The 23,329-nt window shown below is 56.0% G+C and carries 15 protein-coding genes and 1 tRNA gene; 9 read left to right on the plus strand and 7 right to left on the minus strand.

Annotation, left to right across the window (positions count from 1 at the left end; genetic code table 11):
* Positions 1 to 103: 103 nt before the first annotated feature.
* A complete protein-coding gene (locus QEH57_RS10605) occupies positions 104 to 577 on the plus strand; it encodes a DNA starvation/stationary phase protection protein (protein WP_309006714.1) in 474 nt (157 codons plus the stop codon).
* A 98-nt stretch (positions 578 to 675) separates the two neighbouring features.
* Here the strand turns inward: QEH57_RS10605 and QEH57_RS10610 are convergent, their stop codons facing one another.
* From QEH57_RS10610 to QEH57_RS10635, 6 genes are all read right to left on the minus strand, one after another.
* Positions 676 to 1,071 carry a hypothetical protein gene (locus tag QEH57_RS10610; protein ID WP_309006715.1) on the minus strand — a complete coding sequence of 132 codons (396 nt, stop codon included), beginning with the start codon at positions 1,069 to 1,071 and terminating at the stop codon, positions 676 to 678.
* A gap of 267 nt (positions 1,072 to 1,338) precedes the next feature.
* The gene (locus tag QEH57_RS10615) at positions 1,339 to 2,442 is read right to left on the minus strand and encodes an AI-2E family transporter (RefSeq protein WP_309006716.1); all 1,104 of its coding nucleotides are present in this window, start codon (positions 2,440 to 2,442) and stop codon (positions 1,339 to 1,341) included.
* A gap of 15 nt (positions 2,443 to 2,457) precedes the next feature.
* Positions 2,458 to 3,723: a glycosyltransferase gene (locus tag QEH57_RS10620; RefSeq protein ID WP_309006717.1), complete on the minus strand. Its 1,266-nt coding sequence runs from the start codon at positions 3,721 to 3,723 to the stop codon at positions 2,458 to 2,460.
* Positions 3,720 to 5,990 carry a hypothetical protein gene (locus QEH57_RS10625; protein WP_309006718.1) on the minus strand — a complete coding sequence of 757 codons (2,271 nt, stop codon included), beginning with the start codon at positions 5,988 to 5,990 and terminating at the stop codon, positions 3,720 to 3,722. Before QEH57_RS10625 ends, QEH57_RS10620 begins: the two co-directional genes overlap by 4 nt.
* Before the next feature lie 13 nt (positions 5,991 to 6,003).
* Positions 6,004 to 6,681: a VTT domain-containing protein gene (locus QEH57_RS10630; protein WP_309006719.1), complete on the minus strand. Its 678-nt coding sequence runs from the start codon at positions 6,679 to 6,681 to the stop codon at positions 6,004 to 6,006.
* A 6-nt stretch (positions 6,682 to 6,687) separates the two neighbouring features.
* Positions 6,688 to 8,967 (minus strand): endonuclease/exonuclease/phosphatase family protein, encoded by a 2,280-nt coding sequence (locus tag QEH57_RS10635; RefSeq protein ID WP_309006720.1) that lies wholly within the window; start codon positions 8,965 to 8,967, stop codon positions 6,688 to 6,690.
* Between the two features lie 795 nt (positions 8,968 to 9,762).
* Between QEH57_RS10635 and QEH57_RS10640 the strand changes: the two genes are divergently transcribed.
* Both QEH57_RS10640 and QEH57_RS10645 read left to right on the plus strand, forming a co-directional pair.
* Complete coding sequence (locus tag QEH57_RS10640) at positions 9,763 to 10,425, plus strand: VPDSG-CTERM sorting domain-containing protein (RefSeq protein ID WP_309006721.1); 663 nt, start codon at positions 9,763 to 9,765, stop codon at positions 10,423 to 10,425.
* A 349-nt stretch (positions 10,426 to 10,774) separates the two neighbouring features.
* Positions 10,775 to 11,623 carry a hypothetical protein gene (locus QEH57_RS10645; protein WP_309006722.1) on the plus strand — a complete coding sequence of 283 codons (849 nt, stop codon included), beginning with the start codon at positions 10,775 to 10,777 and terminating at the stop codon, positions 11,621 to 11,623.
* Positions 11,624 to 11,698: 75 nt separating this feature from the next.
* On the opposite strand, the gene QEH57_RS10650 is transcribed toward QEH57_RS10645, so the two are convergent.
* A tRNA-OTHER gene (locus QEH57_RS10650) sits at positions 11,699 to 11,786 on the minus strand.
* Positions 11,787 to 11,826: 40 nt separating this feature from the next.
* Between QEH57_RS10650 and QEH57_RS10655 the strand changes: the two genes are divergently transcribed.
* The 6 genes from QEH57_RS10655 (at position 11,827) to QEH57_RS10680 (ending at position 23,232) form a co-directional block, all read left to right on the plus strand.
* Positions 11,827 to 13,230 (plus strand): tyrosine-type recombinase/integrase, encoded by a 1,404-nt coding sequence (locus QEH57_RS10655; protein ID WP_309006723.1) that lies wholly within the window; start codon positions 11,827 to 11,829, stop codon positions 13,228 to 13,230.
* Between the two features lie 730 nt (positions 13,231 to 13,960).
* Positions 13,961 to 15,700 (plus strand): sulfatase, encoded by a 1,740-nt coding sequence (locus QEH57_RS10660; protein ID WP_309006724.1) that lies wholly within the window; start codon positions 13,961 to 13,963, stop codon positions 15,698 to 15,700.
* 51 nt (positions 15,701 to 15,751) lie between these two features.
* Positions 15,752 to 17,221 carry a sulfatase gene (locus QEH57_RS10665; RefSeq protein WP_309006725.1) on the plus strand — a complete coding sequence of 490 codons (1,470 nt, stop codon included), beginning with the start codon at positions 15,752 to 15,754 and terminating at the stop codon, positions 17,219 to 17,221.
* Between the two features lie 26 nt (positions 17,222 to 17,247).
* The gene (locus QEH57_RS10670; protein ID WP_191618692.1) at positions 17,248 to 18,636 is read left to right on the plus strand and encodes a sulfatase; all 1,389 of its coding nucleotides are present in this window, start codon (positions 17,248 to 17,250) and stop codon (positions 18,634 to 18,636) included.
* Positions 18,637 to 18,657: 21 nt separating this feature from the next.
* On the plus strand, positions 18,658 to 21,687 hold the full coding sequence (locus QEH57_RS10675; RefSeq protein WP_309006726.1) for a family 78 glycoside hydrolase catalytic domain: 3,030 nt from the start codon (positions 18,658 to 18,660) through the stop codon (positions 21,685 to 21,687).
* Positions 21,688 to 21,699: 12 nt separating this feature from the next.
* On the plus strand, positions 21,700 to 23,232 hold the full coding sequence (locus QEH57_RS10680) for a sulfatase (protein WP_309006727.1): 1,533 nt from the start codon (positions 21,700 to 21,702) through the stop codon (positions 23,230 to 23,232).
* Positions 23,233 to 23,329 lie beyond the last annotated feature (97 nt).

Here is a 23,329-nt window from a genome sequence, read left to right on the forward strand (position 1 = left end):
GGGAAGGGGCTGCGAATCGATCGCGACCGCTTCGATGCGCGGCAAGGCCCTTTGGGGATGTTATTCCGAAGGACAGTATAAACCCATTATAGATATTATTCGAATGAAGAAAAAGACGAAGAAACAGAGCGCTAAGAAAGTTGACCCGGTAGTGGAGGGATTGCGGCAGGTGGTAGCGGATAGCTACGCCTTGCTCGGTCAGTTGCACCATTGCCACTGGAACGTTACGGGGCCGGGGTTCTTCTCGCTGCACAACGCGTTCGAGGCTCAGTATACGGAGCTTTTTGCGGCGATCGACGAAATCGCGGAACGCGTACGGGCTCTTGGGAGCAAGGCGCCGGGCGGCTTGCGTTGCCTTTCCGATATGTCGGAGATCAAGGAGCTCGGCGAGGATGCTTCGGCGAAGGAGATGGTCTCGCACCTGCACGATTCGCATCGGCATGTGATCGAGAACTTGAAGAAGGTCCGTGACACTGCGGGAGACGCAGGGGACGACCAGACGGAGGATTTGATGATTAGCCGGATCCAGGTGCACGACAAGGCGGCCTGGATGTTGGGCAGCTACCTTGCGGGCTAGTCCCGCGGGAGCTCGAACTTTTAAACGAATTGAGGGAAGGCACGGGTGGGTGCCTTCCCTCTTAGTGTCGGATAGCGTCTAGTGACGGAAAGTGTTCGTTATACGGCGTAGGAGTGAACGGTGTACTCGGGGAGTCGGTCGTTCATTTCCAGGTCGAGGGTACGGATCTGGCAGAGGGTGCTGGATTGGAGCGTCAGCTCGTCGTAGGGGTAGCAGGCGGAAGCTAGGTTCTCGATGAGCTTGCGGGCCTCGGTATAGCTGAGCTTGCCGGAGAACTGCACTTCAAGGATCCGCGCGCATCCAGCCCGGACATTTTGTTTCAGTTCGCGTGGTAGCCAGTTTTCCTGGTCGAGCTTGCTGAGGATGAATTTGATTCGCTGGGCGAAAGCCTTGGGGGTTGGGATGGTAGTGGTGGTCTTGGGATTCCAAGGGGTGGTGGGTCGCGGGCGCTGAGGGCTCTTTTGGCCGGAGCTAAGGTTCAAAAAGGCTTTCATATAGTTGCGTGTTGGTTGCTGCGATTTGAAGACTTGCGAAGGCTATGCCCTCCGAAGTCGGTAGACGGCGATGGGGGCCGTGTTTTTGTTTACGCCTCCTTTTCAATTTCTGCGCCAATCTATCAAGAGACTGGCGTTTGAGGGCGCGTTTAGAGGGAGAATGAGGGGATTGTAGCCTAAATCTTTTGTTTAGGTACGTAGTCTCCAGTAGTCCGCGGAGGCAGATTCCGGTGCAATTGGCATCCGGACGCTTGCATATTGAATGCCCTACTTGCTGAGGAGGACGGCCAGGGAATGAGTCCGCTCGAACTCTTGGGCGGCGGACTTGACGGCGACGAGGAGGGGTACGGCCATGATGGCTCCCGGGATGCCCCAAAGCCAGCCGAGGAAGAGGAGGACGAGGATGATGAAGATGGGATTGATGGTGAAGGAGCGACCCAAGATGAGCGGGGTGACGAAGTTGCCCTCTATCAGGGTGAGGGCCAGGTAGGCTGCCGGGTAGATGAGGGCGTACTCGAGGGTGTCGGTTATGCTGAAGGAAGCGAAGGTGAGCAGGCAGACTCCGGCCACGGCGCCGAGGTAGGGAATGAAGTTGAGGGCTCCTGCCAGGACGCCCCAGATGATGGGGTTGGGGAATCCGAGGAGGAAGAGGGCGAGGGACACGCAGGCGCCGAGTCCGGCGTTGATGAGGGAGACGGTCACCAGGTACTGGGAAACGCTGGATTCGATCTGGCGGGCGGTTTCGATGACTCGCTTCTTGTCGGAGAGCCGCGGGGAGATCTCTACGGCGCGCTTGAGCAGGAGGTGTCCGAAGGCGAGCAGGAAGAAGAGCAGGATGAGGGTGGAAATGATGGCCCCGAGGACGATGGGGGTTTGGCTCAGGATCAGGTTGCCGAGTCCGGATTCCTCCATTTGCACCACCACGGGGCGGTTCTTCTTTTGCCCTTGGGTCATCTCGTTCAGCTGCTCGCTGGCGGCGTTCATGTTCTCGACGGGGCGCTTGAGGGCTTGGGCGAGCTTGCCCAGCTTGTCGAAGCTTTCCGGCGCGTTTTCGAGCAGGGATACGGCAGGCCCGGAGAGGGCGAAGATTCCGTAGGCGAAGGCGGCAGTCGCCACGGTGACGACTATGAAGGCGGCCAGGACGCGGGGCACGCGCAGGTGGAGAATCATGCGCACCGCAGGTGCGAGGGCGTAGCTGAGCAAGAGGGCGGCGAACACGGGCAGCAGGAACCCGCGGGCGACGTAGAGAGTTACGAAGATGATGATGAAGAAGACGATTCCGTGGTAGTTGGCCACGATCGGAATGCCTGCAAAATCGTCTTGCTGCTTCGTTGGTGCGCTGGGAGGAGGTGGGGTGGCCGAATCATGCATCTGATGGGGGATTGGCTAGTCGGTGATGGCGGAGGTTACGGTGGCGGTTTTCACTTTGAGGAGTTGGAGTTCGCCTTCGAGGCTGGCGATGACCTTGTCGAAATTTTCGATGCCGGTGCCTTCGATCCAGCTCTCGTGGGAGCCGATGCACTCTTGGTAGAGTTCCAAGGCGTGGGCGGCGGTGCTCTGGATGGAGAGTTGGCGAGCGGTTTCCTGGGCGGCGCTGGCGTATTCCTTGAGTTTGGCGGGAGCGCTGAGGAGTTTGACGAGCGATTGGGTGTACTCCGCTTGCGGGGCGTCTTGGGACAGCAGGATGCCGTTTTTTTCGTGCTGCAGCACGTCGGAAACGCCGGGGCCGTCGAGGGCGATGACGGGCGCCCCGCCGGCCATGGCTTCGGCGAGCACGAGGCCCTGGGTTTCGCTTAAGGAGGCGAACGCGAAAAGATCGAAGCTGGCGTAGGCGTCCGCCAGTTCTTCCCCTTGTAGTGATCCTGTGGGTACGAAACGTTTCTCAAGCCCTTTGGATTGGAGGAGTTCGCGAATCTGCTCTTCCTCCTCGCCGCTGCCGACCAGGGCGAAGCAGGCTTCAGGAGCGGCGGCGAGCGCTTCTGCGACTGCTTCCGCCAAGTAGTGCAAGTTTTTCTCTTGGGCGATGCGACCGACGTGGCCGATCAAAGGGGCGTTGTCCGGTATGCCGTAGGCTTGGCGGAAGCGCTCGCCTTGGCCGTTGGCGAAGAAGTCGACGTCGATGCCGGTAGGCTGTACTCGTACGGGGACGGATACGCCTCGCTCCCGGATCAGTTCCTGAACGCTCTTGCTGGGCGCCAGGACCATCGAGCAGGCGTTCGCGTAGCCGGTCGCGAGCTCGATTGCGGCTTTCTTGGTGAAGTCGCTGTCGAAGGGCAGGTAGTTGGTGTACTCTTCGTAGAGGGTGTGGTGGGTGAAGACGATCGGCAGGTTTCTGGTGTAGGCGGAGCGCAGGGCGGTGTCCCCGAGCAGGAAGGGGTGGTGGGAGTGGATGAGGTCGGGCTCGAAGGCATCGAGCTGGCTGGATACGTTGCCTAGGAAGGGGATTTGGAAAGAGAAGCCGCTGTCGTTGAAGTTGGTAATGGCGGGTACTCGGTAGACGTTTGTTTCGTCGGGAATGCTTTCTTCGAACTCGGGCGCGATCACGAGGCACTCGTGTCCGAGTTTTCGATACGCTTCGGCAAAGCTGCTGACGGAGCGCGCAACGCCTCCCACGTGGGGGAGGTAGGTATTGGTAAACATTGCAATTTTCATGACTTGAGTACGGGTGAATCTTTTCTTTCGAGTACGACTTCGAAAAGCGATGTGCCCTGTTTTGAATCGTAACCAGGTATTGAATACTGGATGGTGGGCTGGATTTCCCCTCGAGCAGCGAGGCGGGTCTTTACGGATACGGCGGATTCGCTGCACTTTTTGATCTCTACGGAGATCGGGCCGTGAGAGGTGGGGAGGTTCTGGATGGAGATCGTCTCTTCGGAATCGATCCATTCGTCGGTCACGCCGGACCCGATGACGAGGCGGTTTCCTTCTTCTCGAACGAGTCGGTTGACTGCGAGCAGCAGCCATTCGGCGGCTGCCCATGCGTGTTGGCCGTCGCCCATGCAGCCGCCGCCGGTGCGGGGGTTGATGGCTTCGGGCCATTGCCCGGTTTGCGTTGCGAGCTCGAGGCAGCGGCGGGCCAGCGGCTGCCATCTCTCGTCGCCCGCTCGGAGGAAGGTTTGGGCGAGGTCGAGGGTGAGGTAGATGTTTAGCCCGGAGTGGATCATGTCCTGGAAGAAGGCTCCGGTCACGAGGCTGTTTTCGTACAGGTAGTTTGCGGTAGCCATTACCCGCGGTTCGTTCGGATCCCAGATCTGTAGTGGATAGTCCGATACGAGCGATCCGATGGCTCCGGAGTCCATGCGTCGGTAGGGCGAGGCGGGAAGGCTTCCGCGGGCGCTTTTCGAAGTGATCTTGCTAAGGGAGCTCTCGATGCTGGAGAGGAGGACCTTGGAAAGGTCGAGCGCGACTTGGGCGGGCTCGTTCATCTCGCGGCGTTTTAGAATGGAATGGGCCGCCCGCAGTCCGCCGACCGCCCAGAAGTCGTCCCAGTAGTAGAAGTCGTTAGGACCGAAGTGCTCGGCGCTGAATCCGGCGGGCAGGAGGCCGTGGTGCCGGGTTTCGGGGGCGTCGGTCAGCTTGTTGGTGATCCATTTAATGGCTGGCTTGATGGAATCGAAGCAGGCGTCCGGGATCTCCCTGCCGGTGAGCTCTTCATAGAGGTCGTAGATCCAGAGCACTTGTCCGTTGGAGTCCCATTCGCCCTCTTGCGAGAGGAAGTATCCGTCCTTGGTCTGGCGGTCTGGGAATTGCTCCAAGGCGCGGCGGCAGGCGGCTTCCTGTCCGGTCTTCAGCAGGGCGTGGGCGATAAGGCAGGCGTCGCGGAACCAAAAGCGGCGGTAGGTGTAGGGGCCGGGATAGATGTCCTGGGGACTGAGTTGGGCGAGCACGCGCAGCGAGCGCTGGTATTGAGTTTGCTCGGCCTCGTCGGGGACTTGGAGCCGGGTGGTGTGGGAAAGCTTTTCGGACCAGGTCAGCGAGGGGGAACCGCCGGCGGACTCCTTGCTGGCGATGGGGATGGTCATCGAGCAATGGCGTTCGCGTCCGGCTTCCACGGGGAATACGGCCGCGGCGGTAGCCATGCCCGCCTCGCAGGTAACGCTCTCCTGCTCGGAGGGTTCGTCGAGGATGTGGGATACGTCGCCGTGTTCGTAGTTGCTGAGGGAGAAGTGGCTCGGTGGCTCCGCGAAGTCGATGAGGTGAACGTCGTTGACCGCAAGCGACTTTCGCGTGCTGACGATTTTTATGGTATCAATGAACTGGATACCTTCTGGGTTGTAGGGGCGGATCGCCACGACGAGTTTGGCGGCTTCCGGAGCGACGCAGCTGAGGTCGACAGCTAGTTCGATACGGCCGGTGCTGGCTTCGCGTCGCATTTCGACGGAGGACGCGAGTCGGAAGCCGTTGCCTTGGCAAGAGGTTCTGACGACGAGGCTGTCGTCGGTCGAAAGGGATTGGTCCGCATAGTCCTCGCGGCACGGCAGGAACCATTTTCCGCTATCGGTGACGAGCCAGAAGTCTATCGACCAGGAGTCGTGGAAGGGCGTGATCAGTCCGCGCGGATCGACGATGGCGTACTCTTCGCTGTCGGGGACGCTGACTGCGGTCCAGTTGCGGTGGGTGAGGTTTATGTGGCTAAAGGAGAAGGCCCGCGGTATGAAGGCTTTGTCCAAGGGGTCGTATTGCTTTTGTATCCAGTACGGCCAGATCCAATCGAGATTGTTTTGGATCGCCTTGGTATTGGTTAGGCCCCGGGCGTGGAAGGCGAACCCGGCTCGCAGGAGTTCGATCGGCTCGTTGGTTTCGGAGGGCTGGCTGAACTTGCGTATACGTTCGAGGGTTTCAACGGGGTCGTTGAAGCCGTAGGCCTTCGCTGCTTTTCTGGCAATCAGTTGCCAAGGTATCCATGTTGCAATTCCCATTGTATCGGTTGTTTCAGGTTGCGTCGTTGGTGGCCGGTTCCCGCTCGTCGCTGTCGCGCTTGAGCTTGTCTCGATAGAGCTTCACGCCGATGCTGAGGGCGATGCCGACTACGATGACGATGATCACGCCGGCGTTGACTCCTTGGAAAACTGCGTTTCCGAAACTGACGAACAGGATGGCCCCGAGGGCATGTCCGGCGCTGTTCCATCGCAGGTAGGGCGAGTGCTTTACGCCCATGGCGAGCGGCAGGTAGAGCTTGACGATGTAGGGCAGCCCCGGGAGCAGTCCCCAAAGGAAGAGGAGCTTGCTGGAGTTTCCGCCCGTCTTCTTTTCGAGCGTTTGCCAGAGTCCTTCCTGTTTCTTGTTGGTAGAGACGAAGCGGGAGACGAATCGGCTTAGGTAGAGGGAGATGCCGTGGTGGGCGACGATGGCGGCGCAGGCGACGGTGGCCCCCAGCACCAGCCCGAAGCGGGCCCCGACCGCGAATAGAAAGAGCGACAGCGGAAGGCCGAGCGGAGGCAACAGGACCAGGCTCACCAGAAAAATCCAGGCAGGCGCTTCCTGCACGGACGACTTCACCTGCTCCCAGCTTAGTTCGTAGTGGATCGCCAAATACACGGCTGCGGCAACGAGGAGCGCCAGCGCGATGACCGCTAGGATTGATCCCTCTTTTTTGTTGAGTGTGGGCATAGCGGTTTAGGCGATTACCATGTCGGCGTAGACGGGCAGGTGGTCGGAGGCGTTCCGGATGCTGCGACTCCTCAGGACGCCGGAATCGGGCACTTTCAGGTGGGGAGACGCGAAGATGTGGTCGATGCGGCGGAGGGGGGCCCAGGAAAGGAAGGATGCGGAGGGGCGGCCGTTGCCGGCGGTTAGTTGCGTGTCGGACAGCTTGCTGGCGAAGGCGAGGTAGGCGGGGCCGCGGGGGCCAGCGTTGAAGTCGCCGCAGATGACGACGCGTTCGTCTTCGTCGAGCGAGCCGAGCCATTTTTCTCCGAGAAGGCATTCGGCTTGGGCGATTCGCTCGGCGCTGTTTAGGCCGAAGTGAGTGTTGATAACGTTAAGCGGCAGGGCGTCTCTGAAGGCGATCTGGGCCCAGATGGATCCTCGAGGCTCGCGCAGGGCGAAGCGTTTGCCGGGGAGCCTGAAGGCTTCGCTTCTTATGATGTCGACCTTGTACTTGCTGGCGAGCGCAAGGCCGTATTGGACGCCGTTTTTTTGGTGGAGGGGAAGGAAGCTGTAGTAGAAATCGGGGCCGAATGCCTTGGCCACCGACTTTCGGAGGGAGGGGCCGTTTTCGCTTTCGTAGGCTTCCTGGAAGCAGACGACGTCAGCGTTGAAATGTTCGATGACCCGGGCCATGCGCTCGCTGTTGACGCGTCGGTCGATGCCGACTCCGCCGTGTACGTTGTAGCTTACGACGCGGAGTGATTCGGGTGCGGGAGCGGGGGCGTCGGTGCTGGGTACTGCGGCGCTGCGGCCCAGCTGGGAAAGCACGATCTGCCTGAGATCTCTGGGGCGCATCGAGGGGCGATCCCAAGCTAGGTTTCGGGGCAGCAGGACGAATCCGCGGCATTCTTCGGCTCCCGGGCCTGCGTGGGACCCGCGTTCGTCCGCGAAGGTCAGGGGCTTGCCGCCGGAGTGCCAGCCGAGCAGCACCAGATCGCCGGCGTACTTGGAGCGCACGAGGGTGCTTAGGTCTTCGAGAGTGTCTTCCACGAATTCGTGGCCGCGGGAGGTGAGCTGCTCTTCGAGAAGCGACAGGTCGCCAACCTGCGTCTTGGTGACGCAGCGAATCTGGTCGGAGTCATCTATGAAGAGGGCGGTGGGAATGTGGGCCTCGGCGCAGCAGCGTTTCGCCCAGGCTAGTCGGGCCTCGCCGCTGAGCTGATTGTCTGCGTAGAGGTGAGCGACGGGACCCATCGCCTGAAGGTGTACCCAACAAATGGATTCACTTTGGGTATCTGGATCCGAGTCGGAATTGAGAATGAAGGATTTGGATCGCTCCATGAACGCGGAGATCTCGCTGGCGGGCGAAACGCGGTAGCCGTCTGGGAGGATGGTTTGTATGGCCTCCGATAGCGGTCGTTGGGCGATGTCGTGGTATGGGGTGGAGTGCTCCTGCCCATGGTCCGAGAATATGACGACCTCGTAGTTTCGATCGCGGCAGCGCTTGGCTTCCTTGGAAATTTTCCGGATGCATTGGTCGAGCCCCTTCAGGGTCCAGTGAGCGAAGCGGGAGTGCGGACCGCGGCGGTGGGCGGCTTCGTCGTATCCAAAAAAGTTTGCATGGATGACGGGGAGGCCCGCCTTGATGTCGCGGGAAACCTCCCGGACGATCGCTTCGCGCAAGGCGATGGCGACCGCGAGCCGGGCCGGAATAAAGGTGAGCTCGGCGGCGAGCTCGCCGCGAGTAATGATGCCTCGGGCGGCGTCGTAAAGGCCGATCCCTATTTCCGCGCCTAGCAGCTTGAGGATGCGAAGGCAGGAGGTCGGGTTGCGGAAGGCGAGGCCGAGCCATCGGAATAGGGACAGTTCTTTCACCCAATGGGAAAAGGTATTCAGTTCCCCGCAGTACTTGGCTTTGGCAGCTCCGCCCGTATATATATTAGCGTAGCTCGAGCCCCCTTCCAGGAGGCCTTCCCCCTGGCTGGCGGATTCCTCGCCGATTCGTTTTGCCCACTCTGCGTCGTACATGCGGACGTTTTGCTTGGTGCTTCGGTCGTAGAAGCTAAAGGCGGGAGTGGCGCAGCGGACTCCGTAGTGCAGCTCGGCTTGCACGGCGGGCGTGCAGCTCGGTTGCCCCGGGTAAAAGGAAGTGAGTCGAGACGCTCTGCCGTCGAGGAGACGCTTGGTGTAGGGCATGCGTCCGGAGCGAAGGGCCCGCTCGAATTGGAAGCGGGAGAGGCCGTCGATCTGGATGAGTACGACACCGGGAGTTTGTGGCGCTTCGGGTTGAGGACTTGCTTTTCGCATTACGGTAGGTGAAGCCCGTAATTGCTGAATCCGCGCCAAACGATGCGCAGGGGGAAAGGGGGATGCAGAAGCTCATTTAGTGGTGCAATCTGCAAACGATTCGTCGAAAACCGTGTTATTTGCATTGCGGGATGCGTTGAGCTACGGCGGAAGCGCGAATCGGGGCGGCTGAAGCCAAGATAATCTAGAAGCTAAGCGTAGACCTGTATCGAGAGTATTGCTGTATTCAGAGAAAAAATACATTGGAGACTGCTGGTTTTCCGGCCCTTCGTTAGGCTTCCCGGGAGCATCAGGAAGGGGGCGGCGTATCAGATTGCACTGCAAGCGGTAAGCGTGTTCTCGGGGGGAAGTGTGGGAAACGGGGATTGTGGATTCTGGGTATGGGAGTCGTAATTAGTTGAACATAAGGATGATGGAATCCTGATTGTTTTCTTGCGATGCAATTTGAAACGGGAGGGATGTGAGTTGCACTCCCTAAGGGTCGAGGCGGATCGGGGTTCAGGGCTCGGATCAAAAAGTACGGAGGTGCCCGTAGGACGACATTTCATTCACGTGGATTGATTCATTAAGGTCGAACCGATCCTGATCGTGTGTTGGGCAAGTCGCTGATGTTGGGTAAATTATAGTTTTCGTTAGGTAGGGGCGAGGACGCTGGAAGAGGCTGCGGTGGTGGCTGGAAGGGATCTCGTTTATAAAATAAATTTCAAAGAATTTGGGCGAGGAAGCGGCCGTTGGCATGGATGATGAAAAAAGGGGAGACGGTTATTTCCTACTAATCCGAACACACCATAATCTATGAAAAATACTGTTATAAAGAACATCGCTGCCCTTTCTGCAGCTGCGCTCCTAAGTACATCAGCCTCTGCTATCGTCCTTGATATATCATCAGTGGGTGACAGCGGCATTAAATTCGGAGGAGATTCCTCCATTAGCTTCTTTGGCAATGCGGACGGGCATGTCTTCGAAGTAAATGACTCGGATGGTTCCGTTGGAGATTCCACCGGTTTGTTTGGTTCGATCTCTGGAGTATGGAGCATCGACCCATGGTCCAGCAACACTACGACGCTTTCGGGTGGTCCAGGCGTTTTCCAGATCTGGGACGCTGCCGGCGAAACGTTTGTGGCTGACCTTGCATTGATGAAGATTGGAACGGTCCTTTCTGGGGGCGTCATGAACGGGGCTTCTAATCTATCCAATTTTTCTTACTCTGGGTCTAACGCGGACCTTTTAGAGCTGTACAGTTGGGGGTCTGCGACTTTGTCGATGAGCTTCGAAATCGCGAATGGTCCTTCGGACCTGACATTGGATTACTTGGCAAATACTGAAGTCGAGTCCACCTTTTCCGGGGATCTTGCGACTCCTGTACCTGACGGCGGAACGACATCTGCCCTGCTCGGATTCGGTATCCTCGCAGTTGCAGCCGTAGCTCGCCGCAAGGGCTGGAAGAAGGCTGCCTAAGCAGCTTCCTAGCGCGCTGCGGCGAAGCGAACCCCGGCTTTAGTCTCAAGGCGCTAGACACTGATATTTGAAAGAATGAGTAGCTGCACATCGAAAAAGGTGTGCAGCTGCTTCAGCATCGGCCTTAGGCCTGCATGGGATTATAATATTTATTGGATATACCCCAAGCGAGAACAGTATACTTTGTAGCCGCATGGTGAGGCGGCCGGTTTATCGAGTGCGTGATCCCGTTCGTTTTGCTACGATGCTTGCGTGGGAAATTATATCGCGAGCGCGTTCGAATTAACTTTGTCGTTGAATTCCAAGATGTGGTTTCGTGGGGAAGGGTTAAAGGAAAGCGATTAATATTATGAAAGCGTCTAGTTCTATCCTTACGGTTCACCTCGCTGCGATTGTTGTAGCACAAGTAGCGGCTCTGGCCGTGCTTTGTTATTCAGAGTTGGCGGAATTTCGAACTTCGATCGAGGACGAGTTGGGCATTTCTAGGGATGCGCTTTGGATAATAGTGGGAGTCGCCATAGTGGTGTTTACGCTTCTTATCTTTCGAGACCTCAAGCGGAAGGTGATCAGTCCTATCGAGCAGATTGTGCAGGAAACGAAGCAAGGCGGATCTTCCTTTGCGTTCAAGAAAAGGAGCTATACTTCCGAGGAGGATTGCTTGAAGCATTACTTGGAAGGGCAGTCATTGCGCCACGCAGAGATGGAGCAGGAGGTGGTGCGGATGGAGGAGGAGGCCGCAAAGGCGCGATCGGTGGCCGAAGTTTCACCGGAAGAGTTTTGGGGCCTGCGCGAGGCCTTGTCGAAAGCCCGTTCGCGGATCGAGGAGTATCGAAAGGAGCTCGATTTGAGAGACAAGGAACTGGCCCGAGCCGACGACAGTTTAAAGGTTTCCGAATCCGAGCTTCGAAGGATATCGATCGAGCTCGAGGAGCTCAGGAAGCGCGAGCAGGCTCGGCTGGACGGCAGCCACGAAAGCCTGTCGATTCCGCGGTCGCGGCTGAATGAACTGCAGCGAAGCCTTTCGGAGATCTGCAAGGAGTCGCGGCACTTCAAGGGGGAGTGGGCGAATTCGACTCCTACGGCCGTGCGCGATGCCTTTAGCACGATTAGCGCTCGAGCGAGCGAGCAGTGGGATGCCCTGTCCGTGCACCTAGGAATCGCGGATTCCTCGGCCCCGTCGAAAGTAAAGGTGAGTTGAAGGCTCCGGGCTCGCAGGACGGGGGGGCTTTTTGCGCTCCAGTTCTCCTCTGGGGAGGTCTCGCAATTGAAGAATTGGTAGGCCCGCTCGGACTCGAACCGAGGACCAATGGATTATGAGTTGGCCGATTCGTTACAAGTTCCGTCTCTAGATTTACAAGCCTTTCCAAGTGAAATGACTGTAAATCAAAAACTTAGGAGACGATGGCCGCGAAGATCGAAATAATCCAAAACAATCTTATTCAGGTTAATTTCGGAAATTCTAGTACAGAACTAGTACAGAATTTTTCGACGAAAGAGCCGAGAAAATCGGGAAAATCGAAGAAACCGACAAGATCCGCCACTGCTGAATCCGCTAGGTCCAAGTCGACTTTGGCATACTGGAAGTCTGCTGTTCGGCAGCGAAAGTACCGGCACAAGGGAGAGCTGCGGAAGTGCGCCGACTACTCGGTCCGGATCGCCCACGACGGGGAGCAGCACGACATTCCCCTGAAGATCTCCGATCGAGACAAGGCTGCTTCCAAGGCGAAGTCGATTTGGGAGTCGGTGGTCGCTAACGGCTGGGACCGGACGTTGATGGGGCTTGGGGTCAAGTCCAAGGGGGACGCCTTGACCTTCGGAGACTATTTGGGCGAGTTTCTGAAGATGCCGGGCGTGGCGTTGATGACGGCGGAAGAGTATAGGAAGAAGGTCATTACTCTTATTGCGGAGGTAGTGGGCATCAAGCGTTCGCCGTCCGTCAAGGCGCCTCGGAAGGAATTGAAGAAATGGCGGCGGAAAGTGGAGAAGGTTCGGATTTGTTCGCTTTCGGACAGGCAGTTTATGAAATGGCGGGAATCGTGCCGCATGGCCTTGGAGAGAGGCGAGGTTTGCGGCCAGATAAAGCGCCGTCGATCCGCATCTACGATTAATGGGTTGATCAGAGCCTACAAAGCTGTGTTCCGGGCGGAGCAGTTGGAGAAGTTCGCTTATCTTGATCTTCCCGAAAAGATCCCCGGTACTACATTAAGGCTGCTTCGCGAGCCTTCGTACCGATACAAGGGAGGGATCGACGCTCAAGCTCTCTTGGACAAGGCGGACTCCGAGCTTCGGAAAGAAAATGTCGAGGCCTACAAGGTTCTTCTTCTGACGCTCGTCTGTGGTCTGAGAAGAACCGAGGCCGATTTGCTTCTTTGGAGCGCGGTCGATTTTTATCAAAACTGTATCCATGTTACGGCGACGGAGTATTACGAGTTGAAGTCGAAGTCTTCCGAGGGCGTTACCTATTTCTCGGATGATGTATGCCGTTTCCTTCGGGACTGCTACGACAGGAGGACTGGAGAGTTCGTTTTGGAGTCGAAGCGTCCGCCTCTCAGGCACAAGGTGACCTACCAATATCACCGAGCGGAGAAGACTTACAGGGAGTTGATCGTCTGGCTAAGGTCAAATGGAGTGAAGTCTCGGAGTCCGATCCACTCGCTTCGCAAGGAGTTTGGTAGTCTGATAAATCAGAGCTACGGTATTCACACTGCTTCATCTGCGTTGAGGCATAGCACCGTAACCGTTACAGAGAGCCACTACATTTGCACTAAAGTAAAGCCAGTCGCGGGTCTGGAAATCCAAAGGTAATTTAGCTGATCAGGTTTGAGCGTAAAATTCCTCTCCTTCATTTTCGATGTCCTCAAACTCGTTCGTGGGATCGGGCCAAAGGGAAGAAACTTGCTCAGCAAAATGGCAAAGAGTAACTAATCGTTGGATCCAACAATCGGAGGTACACTTGGCTATTTTGTATCAACCAGTGCGGTCATCTCGTCAAATAACGTCATCGTTGTGGATGAGTCGAGTGATCTTCAGAGTCACATTCTACCCATTCTTGCGAGGCTCGAAAACGTATTGGTGGTTCCCGTTCGACCTTTTCGCTGAAGTACAGACTCCATGAAGTAGGAACAACGAAGAGTGAGTTCTGGAGCTGGCCGCATGGGGTGAGGGCGGTAGTAGAGTTTTTCGCTCGGCAAGTCGTCCCTGTCTTACGTTTCGTAAGTGGCTCGAGAACAAGGTTTTGTTTGGCGGAGTGAGGGAGTCAAGGGGGTGTTTGCCAAAGGAAAATGGAGGGGCTTGACAGTCAGTGTGAAGCTGCGGTGACAACGCCTGGTTGTTTTGGATGCTTGAGCGTCTAGGTTCCGCTCTGGTTTGGCGTTTCTTGTGGCGGGGTTCCCTCGCTTTGGCAAGCGCGGCTCCGATTGAAGGCCTTATGTATTCACTATTATATTACCAAAGTTCGAAGCTAGAAACATGCGCCGATTACGATTCTTGATGAATGATTCGGGGCTTCGTTTCTAGCGACCCTTTTCCAAAATCCATGAAATATCTTTTGTTAGCGTTTGTTTCGATTGTGGGATGCTCACTCTTTGCCTCTGCAGAGAAGAGGCCTAATGTTGTCCTCATTTTAGCAGACGACCTCGGCTACACGGACATTGGGGCGTTCGCCGAGCGTGCTACTGGTGTGCCGGTAGCTCAGCAGTTTTTCGAAACGCCGAATCTTGATTCGCTCGCTCAGAGCGGGGTCTCCTTTTCCCAAGCCTACGCTTGCCCGCTTTGCGCGCCGACGCGTGCAAGTGTCTTAACGGGGAAGTACGCCAGCAAGTTGGGATTCACCACGGCGACGCCTCCCTCGGTGCGGAGTTGGTACAACTCCGGAAAAGTTCCGCCAAGTGGATACATGGCGCAGGACGCAATCTATTGGGGAGATCCGATTAAAGAGGAACAGGCTTTGTGGAATGGAGGTACTTTGCTGGCTTTGCCTTCGGGGCAAGTTACAGATCGCGGACGTGATGAGAAGACCTTGGCGGAAGTGCTCAACGAGCAGGGGTATCGATCCGCCTTTGTTGGCAAATGGCATCTTGGCGGACATGGGTCGAAGGGCTATGAGCCTCACGATCAAGGTTTCGAGGAGTTGGCTTATTACGATGCGGGAGGCTCTCCCTACTTTGGTTGGCGGAAGGAGTGGGCTTCGAACAAGCCGCATCATAGCGAAATGCCCCAGGAACAACTTTTTGGATCCAAGTTGGGCAGTGACACGGGCCAGCGTTACCTTACGGATGAGCTAACCGCGCAAGCTACCTCGTTTATCCGCACTCATGTTGAGTCGAGGAGAGATGATCCCTTCTTTTTGTACTTTTGCCACTTTTCCCTGCACGCACCGCTTCAGGCGAAGGCGGAGGACGTCGATTACTTCGAAGCGAAGGGGAGCCGTGGGTGGAATGGTCACGACAATGCGACTTATGCCGCTATGGTTCGCAGCCTCGATGAATCGGTAGGAGCACTGTTGGATACGCTCCGCGAGACGAATCAATTGGATAACACATTGATTGTTTTTATGAGCGACAATGGCGGCGTTTCTTGGCCGCTCAACCAGTCCACCCGCTCCGACGACACGCGACCGACGAGCAACGCTCCGCTGAAAGGCGGGAAAGCAATGGTTTACGAAGGAGGCATCCGCGTTCCGCTCTTCTTTTACTGGAAGGGTAAGATCGATCGTTCCGCATGGATTGACCGCCCTGTTGATTGTAATGATATTTTCCCTACTGTTTTGGAGATGTCAGGGGTCGATGTTGAACCTCATTATCAAGAGATCGATGGGAGAAGCCTCGCTGGCGTGATCGAAGGGGGCGTGGCACAGAGCGAGGGGTATGACCGCGAGACGTTTTACTGGCACTACCCGTTCAACGTGATCGTCCACAACCCTGTGGACGACATGCCCCTCACGCCGCATTCGGCGATTCGAAAGGGAGATTACAAGTTGATCTTCGACTGGTCCGGACGCCTGTGGCTCTACGATATTGAAAGAGACCTTTCCGAATCGAACAACTTGGTTGACGCCAAGCCTCAGCTCGCCCGCGAGCTGTTTGTGGAGTTGAATGAATGGTTGGCTCAAAACGTGGAAGAAAAGTATTATCCGACTTTGAACCCGTCCTATGATGCTGACAATGACACCCGCGATTATCCGTTTGTCGATTTGCGGGCGTCGATCTTAGGACGAGATTTCGCGATCCGCCCTAAGCCCCCTGAAAGCAAGAGCCACTTGGTAAAGGCTGATTGAGCTATGTTTCCTCGGCTGATGCGAATCACTGCTTGTTCGAGAATGCTCGGGATGGGCCATTTAATGCGTTGTTCAATGCGTTCGAAGTCGCTGGCTGTTCTCGTGGCCGGGTGTCTGGCAGCGTCTGCGAGCGGCGATCAGAAGCCGAACGTGCTGTTTATTGCTGTCGACGACTTGAACGACTGGGTGGGCACGCTGGGCGGGCATCCTCAAGCGCAGACCCCTCATATCGACCGCTTGGCCAGCAAGGGAACTTTGTTTGAGAACGCGCACTGCCAGTCCCCGGTTTGCCAATCGTCGCGGTCCAGCCTGATGACCTCCCGGTTCCCTCATCGGACAGGTATCTACTTTTTGAATCCGGACATCGACGGTTCTCCTGCATTGGAGGGTGTCGTTACCTTGCCCGAGCGCTTTGCCAGTGAAGGCTACGAGGTCTTGGCTGGGGGAAAGCTGTTTCACAACCGGGACAATCGTCGAATATTCGAAACGATTGGCACCTATCTCGATGAAAACGGGGGCTTCGGCCCATTTCCGGAGGAAAAGATTAGCGACCCATTCAGCATGAAGCTATGGGATTGGGGAGCTTTTCCCGCAAATGGGGAGGACATGACCGACGATAGGCTTGCTCGCTGGGCAGTCGACGAATTGCAGCGCGAGAGGGAGGATCCCTTTTTTCTAGCGGTTGGTTTCTATCGTCCCCACGTGCCGATGTATGCTCCGCAGAAGTGGTTTGACCTGTTCCCAAGCGAGGAAGTCTTATTGCCGCAGGTTGTGGCCGATGATCGGTCGGACCTTTCTGAATACGCGAAGAACCTGACAACCTTGAAACATATCGCCCCGACGCATCAATGGATGGAGGACAATGGCGAATGGCAGCACGCGGTGCAGGCCTATTTGGCATCGATCGCTTACGTGGATGATTGCGTGGGACGGGTCCTAGGCGCCTTGGAGGCCAGCGAACATTACGAGAACACCATCATCGTGCTCTTTGGAGATCATGGATTTCATCTAGGCGAAAAGGAACGCTGGGCGAAGCGCACTTTATGGGAGGACGGCCTGCGGGTTCCGTTGATTGTATCGACTCCTCAATCCCGAAAGGCGGCCCGTGCGAATCAACCGGTAGGGCTGATAGATATCTACCCGACGCTGCTGGACCTATGCGGTTTCGACTCGGACGATTCCCTCGATGGGGATTCGCTGGTTCCGATTCTCGCTGATTCGAGAGCCCTGTGGGACAGGCCTATTTTGTCCACCTACGGTCCGGGTAATCATAGCGTTCGGTCCGAGAGGTATCGATATATCAGATACAAGGACGGATCTGAAGAGCTCTACGACCACTATGACGATCCGCACGAGTGGCGAAATCTAGCTGGGAATTCTGCATTTAAGAACACAAAGGAAGACCTCGCTAAGTGGATCCCGCCTGCTTCATCCGAACATGAGATATTGGGCGAAGGTTCCACCGGGCACGCCGCTTATGAGGCGGCATTAGCAGCCTTGGAGCTGCGGCGAGCGAATTAATAGTTACTATCCCATCAAATGTTACTATGAACATTAGCCTACCATCCCTAGCGAAGCCTTGTCTCGCTCTTGCCATTGGCGTTTCGGCAGCCATATCTGCGTTTGCTGAAAAGCCGAATATCGTAATGATTTTGTCAGACGACCAAACGTGGACGGATTACGGATTCATGGGACACGAGCATATTCGTACCCCGAATCTCGACCGGTTAGCCGAGTCGGGGGTTGTATACCGGCGAGCTTATGTACCGACCCCATTGTGTCGTCCCTCCCTGATGACTTTGGCGACAGGGCACTACTCCAAAGATCACAAGATAACGGGAAATGACCCGTCGCCGAAACTGGCGGCGGTGAGGAGTCCGGAGCACATAGAACTAAGCCGCCAGATGCTGGAGAATATCGACAGGTTGGATACGTTGCCGAAAATCCTGTCGCGAAATGGCTACCTAACGCACCAAAGTGGAAAATGGTGGGAAGGCAGCTACCAGCGAGGCGGCTTCACTCATGGGATGACTGGAGGCGATACAGGAGGTCTTTTGCGGCACGGGGACAAGGGCCTGGAAATTGGCCGAGAGGGGATGGAGCCGATTTTTGATTTTATCGAACGCGCGGAAAGCGACAATAAGCCATTCTATATCTGGTATGCTCCTTTCCTGCCGCATACTCCGCACAACCCGCCAGAGCGGATACTGAAGCGCTACGAGACCCTCGGTCTCGATCCGGCTTTGGCCAAGTACTATGCCATGTGCGAATGGTTCGACGAGACTTGCGGCGAGCTGATCGATCATTTGGAGGAGAGGGGGCTGCGTGATAACACCCTGATCTATTATGTGTGTGACAATGGTTGGATACAGAAGACCGAAGATACGGTTGTCCCTGAAGGTTGGTTTACCCAGTTTGCTCCGAAGTCGAAGCAAAGCGTTTACGACGGAGGCGCCCGGCAGCCGATTATCCTGTCTTGGCCGAACCAATTGAAGCCTGGCGTTCGCGATGAGCTCGTGAGCAGTATCGATCTTTTCCCTACCGTTTTGAGTGCTGCGGGCGTGGAAACACCCGATGGGCTTCCTGGCATAGACCTTTTGCCGAATGCTAGGGAAGCGAAGCGAATCGGTCGGGATATCATCTTCGGTGATTCTTATGCCCATGATATCGTGGATTTGGATAATCCTGAGGCTTCATTGATGTATCTCTGGTGTATCCGCGATCGGTGGAAGCTGATTCTAAGTTACGACGGTGAAGTTAACCGCTATGCCGTGGTGCACCCGAGGGATGAGGCGATCCAATTGTTCGATATCCTTGCAGATCCTTTTGAGGAGGAGAATCTGGCGAAGCGTCATCCAGAGGTCGTTTCCGAGCTGAAGGATGAAATCGAGAACTGGTATCCATTGACGCAGCGAAAGCTCGTTTCTCGCAACTAGTGTTTCAATCTCCACGAAATTATGCTCCTGATGCCCCGCTTTAAGAACTTTTCCTGTTTCCTGATAATACTGTCTTTGTTCTGCTGTTCCCTATGGGCGGCGGATAAGGCTCCTTATGATTTGAGAGTGGGCGACGGTATCGTTGATCCATTGGGATACCACGATACGAGACCGCGCTTTTCGTGGAAGCTGGCAGACGAGCGATTTGGCGCCGCGCAGCTTGCTTACCAAGTTCGGGTCGTAAGCTCTACTGAAGATGCCACGCTCTGGGATAGCGGCAAGGTAGAGTCGGGGCAGTCGGTTTACGTGCAGTATGCGGGTGAGCCATTCACCTCGAGGGAGAAGGTGTATTGGAAAGTCAGGTACTGGGATCAGGAAGGCGATGTGTCCCCATGGAGTCAGTGGGCAAAAATCGAGTACGGATTGCTTGCCAGCTACGATTGGTCCGCTAAATGGATATACCAGCCAAAGGTGAGGAGCCTGGAAGGGATCGAGATCACTAAACTAACGTATGGAAGACATCGATACAGGATCGATGTAACGGATGCGATCCTGAACTCGGTGAAGGATGATCCCGATCGGATCTTTAGCATTCGGGTAGGGGAAGGAGAGCTCTTCGAGCGAGAGGAGCGTACCGGAAGTCCGATGGCACTGACGATCGATTACCGAGAAAACGGCGAAGACAAGCAGTGTCTCAGGTGGGATGGACAACTGATTGAAATTCCACCCCCCGATGCTTGTAACGTGCCCTACTTTCGCAAGGAGTTCGAGCTGGATGAGCTTGAGGGAACGGCTCGACTCTACGTTACGGCGCGTGGAATTTTCGAGGTCGAAATCAATGGGAAGCGGGTGGGACGAGACGCCTTCGCTCCAGGTTGGACCGACTATTTTCAGCGTATAGAAACGCTCACCTACGATGTAACCGACTACCTGGTCGAGGGAAGGAACGTGATTGGCGCGCGAGTGGCCAAGGGGTGGTACGCGGGCGAGGAGGGAGAGGGAATCGGCAAGTTAGGTCCGAGCGATGTGAACCGGGGGCTCGGTGGACAGGTTCAGGAATTTTTGTGTCAGCTTGAGATTGCGGGTGCGGGTGGGAGCGAAGTAGTGGTTGCGACCGATGACTCTTGGACGTATTTCGATCAGGGGCCGGTCGTGAAATCGGAAATCTACTGGGGCGAGGACTATGATGCCCGGAACGAGATTCCAGGTTGGAGCTCGGTGGGATACGATGCGGCAGGTTGGAAACGAGTTGAAGCGGCTTCCTTGGATGGGGTTTCTCTCCTGCCGAAGACCTTCCAAACCGTTACTGTACGGAAGGTGCTGACGCCTACTGAGATCGTGTCGGCGGGCGAGGGGACTGTCGTTTTCGATATGGGACAAAACATGGTGGGCTGGCCTGCCATCGACTTGCCTGGGCTCAAAGATAAGAAAATTCGGATACGGGTGGCAGAGATGCTGGAGCAGGACGGTTCGCTCTACATAGAAAACTATCGGAACTCCCGTTCGCAGGCAACCTACGTTCCTGCGGAAGACGGAAAAGTTCGGTGGCGACCCACCTTCTCGTTTTTTGGATACAGGTTCGTAGAGGTTTCTGGGTATGATACGAATGAAGTCCCGAGTCTAGGTTGGGTAGCTGGAGAGGTATTGCACACCAGCTTTGAACAGACTGGAAGCTTCACTTCGTCGCATGCCAAGCTGAACCAGCTGCAAAGCAATATTGAGTGGGGACAAAGAGGCAACTTTCTCGATATTCCGACTGATTGCCCGCAGCGCAACGAGCGTCTTGGTTGGGCGGGCGATGCCCAGACTTTTTCGGCGACATCGCTTTTCAATTTTGATGTGCATGCCTTTTGGAAAAGCTGGCTGAAGACCTTTCGTGAGCACCAGAGCGAGGATGGCCGCTTACCTGTCGTCGCTCCCAACGTGGGAACGTTTTGGGGAGGGCCTCGACTTTCGCCGGCCTGGGGCGACGCGATCGCCATTGTTCCTTGGGAAGTGTATCTGCAAACTGGCGACGTTACTGTGTTAGAGGAGAATTACGAGGCGATGAATAAGTACGCGGATCTCTACCGTAGACGCAGCCCGAACCACATAGCTCCGGATACTGGATTCGGCGATTGGCTGCAGCCGTTGACTGAGAGAGGGGTTATCGACCCTAAGGAGCCTCGTTATGGATCCACTCCTCGTCCACTTATAACGACAGCATTTTTTGGATACACTACAACTATTTGCGCCAAGGTTTCTGAACTCTTGGGGAAGGAAGAAGAGGCGAAACGTCATTGGAGCGAGTTGGAGAAAATAAGAAGCGCGATTCGGCGAGAGTTTCTGGACGCGGACGGTCGCTTGACGACGCCGGTGGAAACGCAGACTGGCTACGCTCTACTGATTGCCTTCGATTTAGTTGAGGAAGATTTGAAACCGAAGTTGGGAGAGCATCTCGCAGCATTGGTGAGAGCTGAGAACAATCGATTGAATACAGGTTTTGTCGGTTGTTCCTACTTAACTCGGGTTCTGGACAGCACTGGAAATATCGACGAAGCGCTTGCGGTACTTTTTACCAGCGAGTACCCGTCATGGTTCTACTCTATCGATCAGGGAGCCACTACGATTTGGGAGCGGTGGAACAGCTACAACCACGAGACTGGGTTTGGCGACGCGAAAATGAATTCATTTAACCACTACGCCTACGGAGCGATCGGTCGTTGGATGTACGAGCGACTGGCTGGCTTGGCTCCGGACGAAAGCAACCCTGGCTACAAGCACTTTATCGTAGCTCCGATTTTCGAGTCGCCGTTGGAGTTCGCGGAAGCCCGCCTTGAGACTCGCTACGGCGAAGCTCGAACTCGTTGGGAAAAGGTTTCGGGGGGCATCCGCATGCGGGTCATCGTTCCGCCTAACAGTTCTGCGACGATCCGCATTCCTGAAAAACTGTCTAAGCAAGTTCGCTGGGCAAATGCCCCACATGGGGCAAAACTCAAATTTACCAAAAATGATGGAATCGCAGTGTCGGAAATCGTGGCTGGAGCCTACGACATACTGCTCCTTCCCTAGAAACAGATTGAAATGAAACTTAGACTTACCCTGATATTCGCGGCGATCTGCTTTTGTAAGTTCGCTGCTACCGAAGAACGAAAGAACGTCATTTTCATTTTGGCGGACGATCTCGGCTGGGCCGATACAACTCTCTACGGCCATACTGAACTCTTTCAGACTCCTAATTTGCAGCGCTTGGCGAGCCGTGGCATGCTTTTTAACCGAGCGTATTCAAACAGCCCGCTCTGTTCACCCACGCGGGCGAGCGTGCTTACAGGGCAACTGCCGGACCGACACGGCTCGGTGGCGCCCACGCATCACCAGATGCCCGTTCGGCTTGAGTCGATAGCGGATTCCACAGGTAATGCCGCCTTCCAAGCGGTGCCTATCAAGTCTCTCACTCGGCTTGATACCGCTTGGCCCACGCTGGGCAAGCAGATGCAAGGCGCGGGGTACGCGACGGGCCATTTTGGCAAGTGGCACCTCGGTCGAGAGCCTTACAGCCCATTGGAGCACGGTTTCGACGTCGACATCCCGCATTGGCCAGGTCCGGGCCCAGGAGGTTGGTTTGTTGCTCCTTGGAAGTATCCGGAGTTCAAGGAGAACTTGCCCAAGGAGCACATCGAGGACCGCATGGCGGAAGAGGCGATTGCCTGGATGAAGCAGCAGGCGGAGGGCAAGCCGTTCTACTTGAATTACTGGCAGTTCTCGGTTCATGCTCCTTTCGACGCGAAGCAAGGTCTCGTGGATTACTATCGTCCTAAGATCGATTTCAATAGCAAGCAGACCTCTCCCACTTACGCCGCGATGGTCCACTCGCTAGATGATGCCATTGGTACATTGCTCGACTACGTAGATGCGGCTGATATCGCGGATGATACCGTCATCATCTTTGCGTCCGATAACGGAGGGAACGAATACAACGGTATTCCGGAAACAGATATGGAGGGCAAGGAATACGTCAGCGCTCCGACCGATGGAGGACCGTTGCGGGGAGGTAAGGCCAGTATTTACGAAGGAGGCATCCGCACGCCTTGCATTGTGGTTTGGCCGGGGATGGTAGAACCAGGTTCGGTCAGCGATGAGCCAATACAAACCTCTGACTTTTATCCGACGCTGCACGCTCAGCTTGGTATCGAGCTGCCGCAGGGACACGTGGTGGACGGGATCGACATAACCCCAGCATTGAAAGGTGGGGAATTGGAGCGCGAGGCGATCTTTACCTATTTCCCGGTCATGCCAAAGGTGCCTGAGTGGTTGCCTCCCTGCATGTCCGTGCACGTGGGGGATTGGAAGCTGATTCGAATCTTTCACGAAGGCAAGAACGGTGGCCATGCCTATCGCTTGTTCAATCTGGCTGAAGACCTAGGCGAGACAACAGACCTTTCCGAGAAGCATCCCGAGATTGTTGCGCGTTTGGATAGGCTGATGGAAGATAGGCTCGTGGCGTCTGGCGGTCTGCAGCCCAAGCGAAATGAAAACTTCGATCCCGCGAAGCACCGTCCGGACCTTTACGGGGTCCAGGTCGGAGGGCTGAAGGTCGCTAAGGGGAGAGACGAGTAGCCTTCCGATCTTATCGTCTGCTCTCAAACCGCGCCCTTGGGAACAGGGCAGCCTCCGTCTTCCGGTTTATATAGAGTGGCGGTCGAGCTCGGGATAT

Source organism: Pelagicoccus sp. SDUM812005 (assembly GCF_031127875.1).
In the GTDB taxonomy this organism is placed as follows: Bacteria; Verrucomicrobiota; Verrucomicrobiia; order Opitutales; family Opitutaceae; genus Pelagicoccus.